Here is a 12822-nt window from a genome sequence, read left to right on the forward strand (position 1 = left end):
GATTGTATCGGGTGTTTAGCCTTAAGGCATCGAATTTTCGAACGCTTTTCCTTAGATTAACGTTAATACAAATAATGTTATATGATTGAATAAAAGGTGTCAACCGATTTCTTCCCCGTGTGGAAACGATATCCAAATAAGTAGTGACAAACTGTATCTTTTGATCTATATTTAGACACGTAATGTATCATTTTCTCTGGAGGCGATGCTTATAGACCTAAGAACTCGATCTTGCATAGGTTCAAGGAAGTATGAGCTTTTCATTATTGACAGAGGAGTGTTTGTATGAGCAAAAGAATAATTTATGTTTGGCTCGGCGTCATCCTGCTGTTCACCATGTTTTCCAATACGGCATTAGGGGCCGGCCAATCCGGCACCACTTTAACGGCGACTGTGACAGCGGAAGGAGCTTGGGTGAAAAAAACGACATACGACTGGACAATCACCAAAACCTCCAATGTACTTCGTCCGGTAATTAATCCTCATGTATCGTTTCCGTTGGTTTATACATTACAAACTAAGAGAAACCTTGTATCGGAAAAGGAACTGACCTCCGTACGCGGAATTATCACCGTTAAGAATGGAGGAGATAAACCGACCGAAGGCTTGAAGCTTGTACCGCAAGTACTGTATAAGGCGGGTGGTGGACCCTTCCAGACTCTTTCGGGTGCCTCTACCGCAATTACGCCTGACCCGCTCCAGCCGGGGGAAACGAAAACCTATCCGTATGAAATCTTCTTTACACCGGTCAACGGAGCCCAATATAAATTGAGTGCCGCTGTCACCATTACCAACCATTCCGGACATCTGGGCGTTCCTTTCGGGCCTACGCCGGATGCAGGCCTCTCGTTTCCAACGGCCGCTGAGCCGGTTTCCGAGGATGCAACCGCAACGGTAAGCGATACCGCTTTATGTCCGGCCGGCTTTACTTGTACTTCAAGCCACCCGGCACCCTGGAATTTGAATAATAGCGAAACGATCACATATACACTGACTGTAACCAACAATACGGCTCCTATTCTGCAGATTATTCCATTAATGAATAAGGCAACCTTAACGGAAGACAATACCAAACAAGTAAGGCCCGCGGACAATACGGTCCTTATTTTTACAGGTTGTTCGTGCACGAAACCATAAAATCAGGGAGGAACGGACATGTTAAAAAAAACATACTCCAAGCCTGCTGTTATTGAGCATGAGAAAATCTGTTTTGAAACGGGACTATCCAGCTGCGTTTGCGTTGCCGATCTCGGGCAGGTTAAAGTTTGCGTGAAGCCCGATGGCACTTGGGACCCGCTTCCTTAAAAAAGTAACAGAATAGCAGCTATTGAGAAAGTTAACAAAGATCCGCTAGCCAAGCTGGCTTGGGTAGTGCAATTTTTCAGCTTCTTAGCCTTACCTGAATAAGGAAACGCCTTCTTCGATGAAGGCCAGTTGTTGACAAGCCCCGTTTTCTAGGAGCTATGTAAAAAAGATCGCCTGTTATCCGGCCTTCTTGGCTAGGTTATTGGCGATCTTCTTTATATTTTGGCATATGGCAGTCATCAACGCTTGCTGCTGCAATTTTTCTGCCGCGGGACCCGAAGCCCATGGAGCTCTTTGGCGTCTGCAGCTTCATCGGAGAATTTTAGGAAAAAAATATGTTCTGGAAGACATGATCCTGCCCTTTTTGATCCATACTAAACCGTATATCAAATTACCGCTATTGGAGAAACAGGATGCTGCCTCTAGCTATCGGATTAGGAAAAATGGCCGGTCATATGAGCCGGATGCTGGGGAAACAAGGTACGAGCTTACCCGGACATTTGGCGCTCAGACTTTGCCCCCATCTGCTATCCGCCTTATCCGGCAAAATCAAGGATACCGTCTTGGTTACGGGCACCAACGGCAAAACAACAACCTCAAGCATACTCGCATCCATTTTTATCCAGGCGGGCAGAACTGTCATTCACAATCGCGAAGGGGCCAATTTAATGTCCGGCATCACCACCTGTCTCATGCAGCAAACGAACGCATTCGGCGCTTTGAACCAAGAAAGCATGGCCATTCTTGAAGTGGATGAAGGTAGCCTCTATAACGTGCTTCAGCATATCCGCCCCCAAGCCATATTGATTACAAATTTTTTCCGGGATCAGCTGGACCGTTACGGCGAAATCGACCGGTTGGTGGAGCAGGTCGCAGAAGCCATCGAACCGATGGATACGACGTTATTCATCAATGGCGACGATCCTTTAGCCGTCCGTTTATCCAGGCTGCGGAAGCCTTCCGTATTTTACGGCTTGAAGAACGGCGCCTACTCGTTTCCCCGGCAAGGAATGCGCGAATCCCGATTTTGCCCCGTATGCGGCAATCCGTTAACTTACGAGTGGGAGCATTACGGACAGCTGGGCCATTTTCAATGCGATTGCGGATTTTCGCGCCCTCCCGTCGATTATGAAGTGGAAAAGATCGAGAACGAGGATGCGCTCCGGATCGTCCTGCATGGAAAACCGTTCGATACGCCGCTGCAGGGCGCCTATAACGCTTACAATGTGGCCGCGGCGGTCGCCTGCGCCAAACAATTCGGCCTGGACGACGCCATGATTTCGGGCGGAATCTCGAGCTATCGAAGCGATAACGGACGCATGCAGCGGTTTAGCATCGGCGGGATTCCTTACAAGCTCAACCTGGCCAAAAATCCCCAAGGGGTCAACAGCACCCTGGCCGCCTACCTGCAAACCAAGGAGCCCAAGCAGTTTATTCTTGTGCTGGATGACCGGGACGCTGACGGGCACGATGTTTCATGGATTTGGGATGCGGATTATGAGCTTCTGCAGCGGAGCGACATCGAACGGATTTATTGCGCGGGGAGAAGGGCTCACGATATGGCCTTACGCCTGTATTATACAGGAATCGCCAGAGACCGCATCCATGTGACGCCGTCGGCCGCAAGCGCCTTACAAGATAGCTGCATATGGAAACGGCCCACTTACGTCGTATCGAATTACTCCTCTCTTCACTTCGTACAACGGCGATTGGAGGAGCTGGAATGCAGCCGGTCTTGACGATGTTGCATTTTTTTCCCGAGCATTTGAATTTATACGGGGACCGGGGCAATGTTACCGTACTCCAGAAGCGGTGCGGGTGGCGAAATATCCTCCTGAAGATTCAAGAAATCCGCCATGCCCGGGAGGCCTGTTTCCCGGAGGCGGATCTGTTCATGATCGGCGGCGGGAGCGACCGCGAGCAGGGACTGGTAATGGAGGAATTGGTGCAGATGAAGGAACCGTGGAAGGAAGCGATCGAGGACGGACTCTGCGGACTCGCCATCTGCGGCGGATACCAATTGCTGGGTGAGTACTATGAATTGGCCGATGGGACCCGGATTCAAGGGCTTGGCATCCTCGATTATTATTCGCGATGCGGCGATCCGCGGCGCCGGCTCGTCGGGAATTTGGGCGTTATCTCTCCCAGATTCGGACCGCTGGTCGGCTTTGAGAATCACGGCGGTGAAACCTTCCACGCTTACGAAGCTTTGGGGGACGTAGTGTTCGGCTATGGAAATAACCTAAGCAAGAAGAAAGAAGGATTGGTTTATAAGCATGTGATCGGCACTTATTTGCATGGGCCCGTTCTATCCAAAAATCCCGTCCTTGCGGATTGGATGATTATGGCCGCTCTCCGAAGGAAATACGGCGAAGCGCCGCTGCCAAGTCTGAATAACGAACTGGAAGACGAGGCGAAGAAGATCCTCTGGAACCGCGAAGCCGGGCATCGGCTCCGGCTGTCGTAAGCCACGGCAGCCTTCAAATCCGCCTTGCAATTACAAGGGCCGAGGCCGGTTTCTTCCGTCTCCCGGCCCCCGGCTTATTTCTTAGGAACAGAAACGCCGTTATCAAACAGATATTTCATAAAGTGTAGTTCTGCTAATGCCTCTTGTTCACTACGCCACTTCTGATTTGACAAACGTAATATCCGTTCAGGGTACCCGTTTTGTGCTGGGTATTGATACACATCATTAACATTGCCACCAACATGTGTAAGAAGATTCGAATTAAGCCCAAATGCATTTGTTGCTGTTTGTAACACACTTTCCTTCAGCATTCCATTCCCTCCTTCAGATTATCAAAATGACAATTTTTCTACGAATGAAAGTTTTATTCAGCATTCCTGGCCGTTTAGTTTCGCCAGAATTTGTTTTGCATACCAATCCCAATCAGCATCGTCTGTGTTAATTTCCAATGTAGGAATTTGAGATTGTTGCGCATAGTTACGTAATTGTTCCTGAATCTCTAAGTTTTAAGAGATTGATATGTTCGTCCTGTTTCAAAGACCTGAGGGTACCGTGATCTTGATGCAAAATTTGCGAATAGTGTTCGCTTACTGCGATCATAGTTCTTTCGACATTTGAGGTCTGACTATGTACTTTCTTTAACGCAGACAAAACAGATGTTTTGCCTGCCGTGGATAATCCTTCAACAATTATTCCTTGAATCAATATTTCACCTCTTCTGTTCAGGATCACAAAACTAAGTACAACTTACCATATATTTCAATCCCATTCCTACACATTCCTGCCATTAAACTCTCGACATTCAAAATCCTCATTCCTGATGTAGAAGTGTTATAATGAAAAAGATTCAAGATACCATTCAATAACGAAAAGGAGAGAGCAAATCCGATGAATACAAAGCAATTGGACCGAATCCATACTGGAAAGGGGTTTATAGCGGCCTTAGACCAAAGCGGGGGGAGTACACCTAAGGCTCTCTTGCAGTATGGCATTAAGGAAAACAGCTATTCCAATGATGAAGAAATGTATGCATTGATACATGAGATGAGAACTCGTATTATCAAGAGCCCCGCGTTTGATTCCCAGTTCATTTTGGGTGCGATCTTATTTGAGAACACAATGGATCGATCCATTGACGGGCAATTTACCGCTGATTATCTTTGGGAAAAGAAAGGCATCGTTCCTTTTCTAAAAGTCGATAAAGGGCTTGCCGATCTTGAAGACGGAGTTCAGCTCATGAAGCCCATTTTCGGTCTAAACGACCTTTTGAAGCGGGCGGTTGAACGAAACATTTTTGGGACAAAAATGCGCTCGGTTATTAAGGAAGCCAATCCGGTCGGAATAAGAAAAGTGGTTGAGCAACAGTTTGCCATCGGTAATCAAATCATTGAGATGGGGCTGGTTCCGATTATCGAACCGGAAGTTGATATTCACAGCGCGGATAAGGCAACATCGGAAAAACGATTAAAAGATGAGATTTTCGAGCATTTATCTACCCTTGGCAAAGACGTAAAAGTCATGCTTAAACTCTCCATACCGACGGAAGACAATTTCTACAGTGATTTGATGGAGGATCCGCATGTTGTACGGGTCGTGGCTTTGTCAGGCGGGTACACGCAAGAGGAAGCCAATGAAAAGCTAGCACGTAATCATGGTTTGATCGCCAGTTTCTCCCGTGCATTGTCGGAGGGCCTTACCGCAGGGCAAACGCACGACGAATTCAACGTGATGTTGTCACAATCCATTCAGGAGATTTATGAAGCTTCTATTAAATAAGGGAAATGAACAGGGCTGCCGATCATGCCGGCAGCCTGTGTCATTCTGTTATCGTACCCATTAGCCGAACGAATAATCCTACTTATAGGCTAGAAGGAGCTGCCGCAACAGCTCCCTCAATGAATTGGATTTATTTTTAATTATCATTCCCTAAAAATACTAGTCCACCGATTCCCAATACAGTTAATGTAACAAGGAAACCTATTAATAAGAATCCCACGCTTCCAACGAGAACCAACGCCTTAGGAAATATAAGTAATGCCAGTACCCCAAGCACGATGAAAAAAAGTATAGATTTAAAAGTAATCCTAATTAGTTTCCAAATGAAAACTGCAATAACTATTCCAATGATAATATGTATCAAATGATGCATAATGGTCAATCCCTTCAGCTATATCTAACCGGGTATTACTTTCCATAAGTGCTGCCTGTAACCGAGCTATCACCATAGGTGCTTCCGCTAACCGTAGTAGAACCCGACGGAACGCTAACAACGATATTCATATCGGATATACGATCCAGAAGAGCCGCGGACTCAGCACGGGTTAATGTGCGGTCCGGATTGAATCGTCCTTGGTCATCTCCTTGGATCAAATTGTTTTGTACAGCGGTAGCTACATAAGGACGAAGTACACTTGCAATATTGTCTGCATCCTTAAATTTACTGTGTAGCAGTTGATCAGCAGAACCAGCGTCCATCAATTGTATGGTAGGGTTCAATTTCAGAAGTACTTTGACTAGGGTAACCGTCACATCTTGTCTTTGTGCCCCCTCCGCAGGGTGGAAGTCATAGCCGCCGTTGAGATCTTTAAAGGCATCGAAATAATCCTTGGTTGCTTCTACAACACTAAATGACCAACGTTTTTGCGGTACGTCGTTAAAATCTTGCACGGTGGACGTGTTTTTCAAATTGAACATTCTCGCCACCATCGCTGCGAATTGCTCGCGGGTCACGTGCTGATCAGGATTGAAGTTGTGATTCTCATCCCCTTGGAGGACGCCTTTGCTCACGAGATCTTTTATGTATTTTTCTGCCCAGTGGCCTCCAATGTCCACTAGATTAATGTTGAAATTGTTTTCCACCTTCGTGTTGTTATCAATTTTGATTTGATTATGGTTACCCTTGATGTGAATATTGCCTGTGCCGTTATTGTCGGCTGCGAAAGCCGGTACAGCGGAGAGTGACAAAATGGAGAATACAGATACGGTAGCCAATAACTTTTTCATAATTATTCATCCCATCCTTTGATTGTTTTTTCTTACACTATTTGATTCGGAAGAACTAGATCGATTTTTGAGGGTAGTTCTATAGTTTAATATATTTATTTTTTTCGGGGCATTTTGTAATACTTTTGACACATATTTCTGGATTTGTGGTTCAAAATTAGTTTTGAAATACGCTATCTACAACGGGTTTGTAAATCTTTCTGCGGGATAATATGCATTTTTTATTTCCATATAGAGATTCCCCATTAAAACTAATCTGCCCATTATCGCAACAAGGCTGCCGATTATCTCCGCGGCAGCCTCGATGTCATGGATGATTACCTCTCGTTACCCGTTAATTCAACGGCATTATTTAAACGGTTTTCTCCGTTAGCACAACCGCGGAGTATTATCCTTCTATGGGCATATTAGGACCCCTTAAATCCAATTGATAAAAAGCAAGATCCAGCCATTTATCAAATTTGTATCCTGCTTTTTTTATTACTCCGCAATATTCAAATCCCAATCTTTCGTGGAGCTTTATACTTATCTCATTTGCTGCATCGATTCCAGCAACAAAGCTGTCCATTTCCTCTCAACATTACAGTTTTGCAATAGAGGCTTTTGCAAGTCTGATGAATTTTTTTGCTGAACGGAATTATGAGTTGACAATTCGGGAAGGAAAAACAAGCGATGTGATTGAAGACGTTTACGCAAGCAGAAGTATCCTTGGGATTTTATTTCTAACCGATCTAAACAAGAATTTTTTTGAGCGTTATTTTATCTCGAAATCATTAACGTTTACTCCCCTCGCTTCAATGAGGCAGCACGTCTTTCTACGAAAAGAGCATCCTCTAGCCCTTCTCGAGCTCATACCTTAGAGCAGTTGAAGGAATATCCTTATCTGACCTACCAAAAGGACGACGTACTGCTCCATTTTGCGGAAGAAGCCATCAATATGGATAAAATCGGGAAATTGGTCTATCTAAAGGATAGAGGCACAATGAATGATCTCCTCTCCAATACAGATGGATACAATCTTGGAACAGGCTGTATCGTCAGAAATTATATGAACCCAAATATTATTTCTATCCCCTTGGATGTAGGATATCAGATTCAAGTGGGCTATGTGAAACGAAATGATATATTTTTGCCAGAAGAAATTTTAGTTTATATCGATTTATTGTCAGAGGCTTTGGAAAAGTCTAAACCGAAAAGTCTATAAAATTCGCGTACTTGGTTCTAATCGTTATAAAATAAGGGACCACAACTACATTATCCTGACGGTTAAGTTAACAAAGGCTGCCGATCATTCGCGGCAGCCTTGTCGAGTATTGCGCTATCGTTACCCGTTAGCGTAGAGCCAGTTGGATTACATGTTTTTTTTTAGTCAGAATGATTTCCAACGGCTCGTTTTCGAGTATCAAACAGAAATAGTTCGTCGACCCATATAGATTTCAAGTTCCGATATTGCTTTATACTCTCCTAATTCAAGATGTTGTTTAAAAGTATTCAAAGAAGTTATGATATCCTTAGAGTTTTCGTAATGCGACCATGTGACATCAGTATTTGGCAAGTACTATACTGGTGCTTTGGAATACAGCTACTCCCTTCGTAATAGCTCTCCCGAATGGTTATGATTTATACAGAAGGCCTCACACCATGAAGAAGATCCCATGTATTTAGTCCGAATGTGTATTGAAAATGCGGGTAATCAACAAGGGTCCTAAAAGTTCCGCCCCATTGCAATCCTACTTGTTGTCCAAAATGTCCCATTCTTACAAACTTCTGAGGATCATTGGATTGGATGCCGTTTTCATAAGGCGCAGCGTCAAAGGCCAATCCCCAGTTGTGATAAGAGTCTCCACCTCTGGCATTCGTAACTACATACCCTGGCATCCATCTGCCCTGAGCAAACAATCGATCTTGTTCGTCCCAACTTCTAAATGCCGTGTATATTCGCACATCCAAGTTATGTGCCCGCGTTAACTCCAGAAATCTTCTAGCAAGGACAGCAACGTGCGGATGTAGCGAGCGTAGATCACTTGAACTCGGACGGTATTCATAATTGTCCCTTGGGTATGGATCAAACAATCTTCGTCGTGACCTAGGCTCGACGATGCCTGACGAATAAAGTCCGTTGACCGTTTGGAACCTGTGCACCGCATTTGTAGTCGCCGCTCCAAACCATCCGTCTAGGTATCCGGCATGATGACCTCTGGCATTCAATAGCTTTTGTACTACCTTGACTTGTTCCAGCAATACTTTCCATGTGACGGGGCCGACAATTCCATCAGGGTTTATTTCAAACCGGTCCTGAAAATTTTTTGTTGCCTCACTTGTCTTAATATCAAAAACACCATTAAGCACAAATCCATTAAAATTAAGTGCTAGTCCGTTTAAATTCATTTGAAGCAATTTTACATAATGACCAGTGGACCCTAATTGAATGATTGGCAAAACTGGCATGAATGGACCCCCCCACCATCATTACCTTCTACATGGTAATGTATGGGCGGTTACATTGTCCTGTTACTTTTGTAAGTGTGTGAATATAAAAGAAATTACCACCATTTTTTTCTCTTAAAGAAATACCACATGGATACAATCAGAATAATCATTAATCCCCAGACATATTCGTATCCATAATTCCAAGAATATTCGGGTATATTTTTTAGGTTCATTCCATACAACCCAACAATAAAAGACAATGGCAGAAAAATGGTACTGAAAATCGTAAGGGTCTTCATTATTTCATTCATGCGGTCCGACTTCATCGAAATTTGCATATCCAGCAGTCCAGTCAAAGAGTCTCGGAAAATATCAATCGAATCTAACACTCTTGAAATATGATCGAAAATATCGACAAAATATATATCTCCCTCCGCACTCATGTAAGGAAACTGTTGGTGGGTGATACTGCCGATTACAGTGCGTTCCTCAACAAATATTCTTCTCAAACTGTGAATCACCCGCTTTAGGTGGAAAACATCCTGCGCAATTTTTGCATATGGATTCTCATGGATGGCGACTTCCCATTCTTCGACTTTATCTTCGATATGGTCGGCCAATTGGGCATATTCATCCACACATCGATCCAAAATATGATATAATATTTGGCCTGAATAGTTCATCTTCCCTTCATACTTCTGCAACTCGTCATAAAGCTTATCCAAAACAGGGATATCTTCCTGATAAATTGAAATCACATAATTTGAGCCAATGACTAATGCAATTTCTTGGGCTTGATATACTTCGTTTACAGCGAAAAACGAAATAAAGATATTGTCTTTGTATTTATCCATTTTTGGCCGTTGGTTTAACTTAATACAGTCTTCGATCATCAAACTATGACATTGGAACAAGTCTTCCAAAACATGTCGGATCTCCTGTTCATTGGGTGACCTTAAACGAATCCAGACCACCTCATCCTCTGAGGGCTTCCTTATTTTTTCCGTAAAGAATCGATGATTGGATTTATTATAAATGAGCATAATATCACTCCTGAACTTTTATAAACGATAATAAACGATGGATTTTTGTTATTTGATTAGCAGCGGGACAAGGTAGATTAGCCCTATAGCAGCAATTCCTATACTTCCAAACCAAAGTACCTTCTTCTTGAGAAGGCTTGAAACCGATGCTAGCACGATAGCAATTTGTAAAAAAATGATTGCCATTCCTGAGTTATGATGTTTGTGTACCAAATCACTTGTTTCTTTCATTTTTTCATCACGCTGCTTTTCTAACTCATTCGCTTTGGTCTGAATGTCATTTTTCTCCGCATCGTATCTCTTTGTATTCGTATCAAACTCTTTGGATAGTGCAGAAGCTGCAGGAGTCGAATTTAAGCTGGAGATTTGGGACTGGGTTTTATAAAGTTCACCTTTAATGCTTTTCGCTTGATAAAAGGCCCACTGATCTGACGCTTGTGCCTGTAGTAAAACTGCCTGATCCATCTGCAATAGTGTATCGGTAGTAACTTGGCTTTCCTTCATTCCTCCAAGTGCGGTAAATACGGCATATATGCTAATGGTAATCGCAATCCAATTGTTGAATTTACTACGCTCTGCTTCTTCTTTACGATGCTGTTCTTCCTTCTCCTCTAATTCTTTAACTTCCTCTTCTACTTTTTCTAAGGGATTCTCGATTCCAAAGTTCTCTTCCATTCATGATTTCCTCCAAGCATTAGTATGTGAATTATTTTATCACAATCTGACTTCTAATTCCGTGGTAATATGGTCGGGAACTAGAGGGAACCGCAACTAATGTTGTAGACTAAATAATTAGGGCTTCCTGAACGACTCCTAAACGCCAAAGTATAGCTGGCGGCACTCTGACAGCGGAATAAAGCCAACTCCAGCAGAAGGCAAAAAGAACTCTCAGCTTTCGCAAGTTCATAACCAGGAATTGTTTCGCAATGACCGTCTCGCTCGTCGCTGCAAGGCGTGCTTGAATACGCCCAAGTCCATACTTGCGCTTGCCTTCGCCAAATATGCCTTCGACGGCATTTCGATCACCAGCGTCCTGTTTTACTAGGCGGCGTCTCTCTCTTGAAGGGACGGCCCAGGGCAGGCCCGCTAAGCCGTTATGCCGTGTGACTTGCAGAACGCTCGATTCTCGCGGGTACGGTAAATTTGATATGGGCGTTCATTACTCCACTATCCTGCCCTTTCAACTACAGAAAGAGACCTACAGCTCATGCTGCGGGTCTAAAAGGTTTATATATTAAAAAGGGGGGCAAGTTTTATTATAATCTTAGTTCATTAACACAGTTTAAAAATCAGGTTGCATTTTTATTACAGATTTCTTCACGACGATGTTGCTGTAATCGTTCTCCATTAGAACGGGCTGCCGTTGTTGTCGTCAGTCTGGTATCGTTATGCTAACGTTCCCGTTAGCTCAGTAAGTTTTCAAGATGCATTCATCCCTTAAATTCCAATGACCTAAATGATTTACATTTTATGGATCGATAGCCCATTCAACACATAAGGCTCCCCTGGAGCGAGGACATGGAATCTGCTCTCCGAACCGTCAATCGCAGGGGACAGCTTCCCCGGATCCCCGTTAAAAGCCAGCACATCCGGGCCATCGTATGTACCGTAATGATGTGCAATAATTTCGGCGGAAGCGAGCGTATTGGCCAGTTTAACCGCATTCTCGATCCCAAAATGATATGGATCGTTCGATACGTCGAGCAGCAGGAGATCGACTCCGCTCATTTCTAGATGTTCAGGTAAAAGACGAGAGTCTCCCGTATACCAGATCGTGCCGTCAGGAGTCCTGATCAGAAAGCCGCAGCAGTCTTCCGGCCCATAAGGCGGACCATATTTTTCCGGATTGAGATTTTGCCAGGAGTGATCAACACGGGTAAACGTAATTTCAACATCGCCTATTCTCATTGTTTCATCAATTCGGAAAGATCGGCATTTATTCTCAGGTATTCCTAAATTCGCAAGCTCCTGCACGACAACAGCGGGACCGGCGTATAACCCGCCGGTGCGAATAAGTGCCGGTGCCGTGACTGGAGCCAAATGATCGTCATCCAGATGCGAATAGAGAATGGCGTCTAGCCTTGGCACCTCGGTAGCGACTATAGGTAAAGGCACCAGCATGCGATGGCCAAGCTCGCAAATATCCGGGGAGCCTGGTTTCATCGTAAGGACGGGATCAATCATAATTAACGTACCGCGGGAATTAATCAGAAACCCGGCACCTGACAACCACCAAACCGAGGTCTTGTCCGATCTGGAAAAAGCTTCGGCCGTGATGGGCTTGGTGGCTGGAGCGATGACCTGTGAACAGTTTCCTTGCGTCATATAATTAATCCACTCCCATTTAGTTTATTGATTTCGTTCAAGCTTCGTTCCACAGACGGCGACCATTTTCAAAGCTGATACGCGTAGCACTTCAATTGTTCAAATTCGATGGAAATATAGCCGTCGAACCCGAATTGTTTAAAGTCTTTTTGGTTCAACATATATATATATTTGGCAGCTTTATTGTATATGTGTAATTCAGCTCTTGTACTAGGTGCGTGGCGACCTGCTCGATGTTAGATAATTACG

13 protein-coding genes and 2 pseudogenes are annotated in these 12822 nt (G+C 44.2%); 6 read left to right on the forward strand and 9 right to left on the reverse strand.

Annotation, left to right across the window (positions count from 1 at the left end; translation table 11 throughout):
- Positions 1-285 precede the first annotated feature (285 nt).
- The 4 genes from O9H85_RS30915 (at position 286) to O9H85_RS30930 (ending at position 3772) form a co-directional block, all read left to right on the forward strand.
- Positions 286-1137, forward strand: coding sequence for a hypothetical protein (locus O9H85_RS30915; RefSeq protein ID WP_269885241.1), 852 nt, complete (start codon positions 286-288; stop codon positions 1135-1137).
- A gap of 18 nt (positions 1138-1155) precedes the next feature.
- Positions 1156-1305: a hypothetical protein gene (locus tag O9H85_RS30920; RefSeq protein ID WP_269885242.1), complete on the forward strand. Its 150-nt coding sequence runs from the start codon at positions 1156-1158 to the stop codon at positions 1303-1305.
- Positions 1306-1718: 413 nt separating this feature from the next.
- Positions 1719-3044 (forward strand): Mur ligase family protein, encoded by a 1326-nt coding sequence (locus O9H85_RS30925; protein WP_269885243.1) that lies wholly within the window; start codon positions 1719-1721, stop codon positions 3042-3044.
- Positions 3029-3772 carry a type 1 glutamine amidotransferase gene (locus O9H85_RS30930; RefSeq protein WP_269885244.1) on the forward strand — a complete coding sequence of 248 codons (744 nt, stop codon included), beginning with the start codon at positions 3029-3031 and terminating at the stop codon, positions 3770-3772. Before O9H85_RS30925 ends, O9H85_RS30930 begins: the two co-directional genes overlap by 16 nt.
- A gap of 74 nt (positions 3773-3846) precedes the next feature.
- Here the strand turns inward: O9H85_RS30930 and O9H85_RS30935 are convergent, their stop codons facing one another.
- Positions 3847-4083 carry an aminoglycoside phosphotransferase/kinase family protein gene (locus O9H85_RS30935; protein ID WP_269885245.1) on the reverse strand — a complete coding sequence of 79 codons (237 nt, stop codon included), beginning with the start codon at positions 4081-4083 and terminating at the stop codon, positions 3847-3849.
- A gap of 166 nt (positions 4084-4249) precedes the next feature.
- Positions 4250-4477, reverse strand: a complete 228-nt coding sequence (locus tag O9H85_RS30940) for a hypothetical protein (RefSeq protein WP_269885246.1) — start codon at positions 4475-4477, stop codon at positions 4250-4252.
- Between the two features lie 183 nt (positions 4478-4660).
- On the opposite strand from O9H85_RS30940, the gene O9H85_RS30945 reads away from it, so the two are divergent.
- Entirely contained in the window at positions 4661-5548 is an 888-nt protein-coding gene (locus O9H85_RS30945; protein WP_269885247.1) for a fructose bisphosphate aldolase, read from the forward strand.
- A 408-nt stretch (positions 5549-5956) separates the two neighbouring features.
- Here the strand turns inward: O9H85_RS30945 and O9H85_RS30950 are convergent, their stop codons facing one another.
- Positions 5957-6775, reverse strand: a complete 819-nt coding sequence (locus tag O9H85_RS30950; protein ID WP_269885248.1) for an S-layer homology domain-containing protein — start codon at positions 6773-6775, stop codon at positions 5957-5959.
- A gap of 388 nt (positions 6776-7163) precedes the next feature.
- Positions 7164-7331: pseudogene (locus O9H85_RS30955) on the reverse strand (N-acetyltransferase family protein); the annotation flags it as partial.
- 381 nt (positions 7332-7712) lie between these two features.
- Here O9H85_RS30955 and O9H85_RS30960 point away from each other — a divergent pair.
- Complete coding sequence (locus O9H85_RS30960) at positions 7713-7979, forward strand: hypothetical protein (RefSeq protein ID WP_269885249.1); 267 nt, start codon at positions 7713-7715, stop codon at positions 7977-7979.
- A gap of 416 nt (positions 7980-8395) precedes the next feature.
- On the opposite strand, the gene O9H85_RS30965 is transcribed toward O9H85_RS30960, so the two are convergent.
- From O9H85_RS30965 to O9H85_RS30985, 5 genes and pseudogenes are all read right to left on the reverse strand, one after another.
- Positions 8396-9223, reverse strand: coding sequence for a peptidoglycan-binding protein (locus O9H85_RS30965; RefSeq protein WP_269885250.1), 828 nt, complete (start codon positions 9221-9223; stop codon positions 8396-8398).
- A gap of 95 nt (positions 9224-9318) precedes the next feature.
- Entirely contained in the window at positions 9319-10248 is a 930-nt protein-coding gene (corA, locus tag O9H85_RS30970; protein WP_269885251.1) for a magnesium/cobalt transporter CorA, read from the reverse strand.
- A 48-nt stretch (positions 10249-10296) separates the two neighbouring features.
- Positions 10297-10923, reverse strand: coding sequence for a DUF4337 domain-containing protein (locus O9H85_RS30975; protein ID WP_269885252.1), 627 nt, complete (start codon positions 10921-10923; stop codon positions 10297-10299).
- 109 nt (positions 10924-11032) lie between these two features.
- Positions 11033-11394, reverse strand: a pseudogene (locus O9H85_RS30980) (transposase); the annotation flags it as partial.
- 315 nt (positions 11395-11709) lie between these two features.
- Positions 11710-12573, reverse strand: coding sequence for an MBL fold metallo-hydrolase (locus tag O9H85_RS30985; RefSeq protein WP_269885253.1), 864 nt, complete (start codon positions 12571-12573; stop codon positions 11710-11712).
- Positions 12574-12822: the final 249 nt, after the last annotated feature.

Source organism: Paenibacillus gyeongsangnamensis, assembly GCF_027533625.1.
GTDB classification, from domain to species: Bacteria; Bacillota; Bacilli; order Paenibacillales; family NBRC-103111; genus Paenibacillus_G; species Paenibacillus_G gyeongsangnamensis.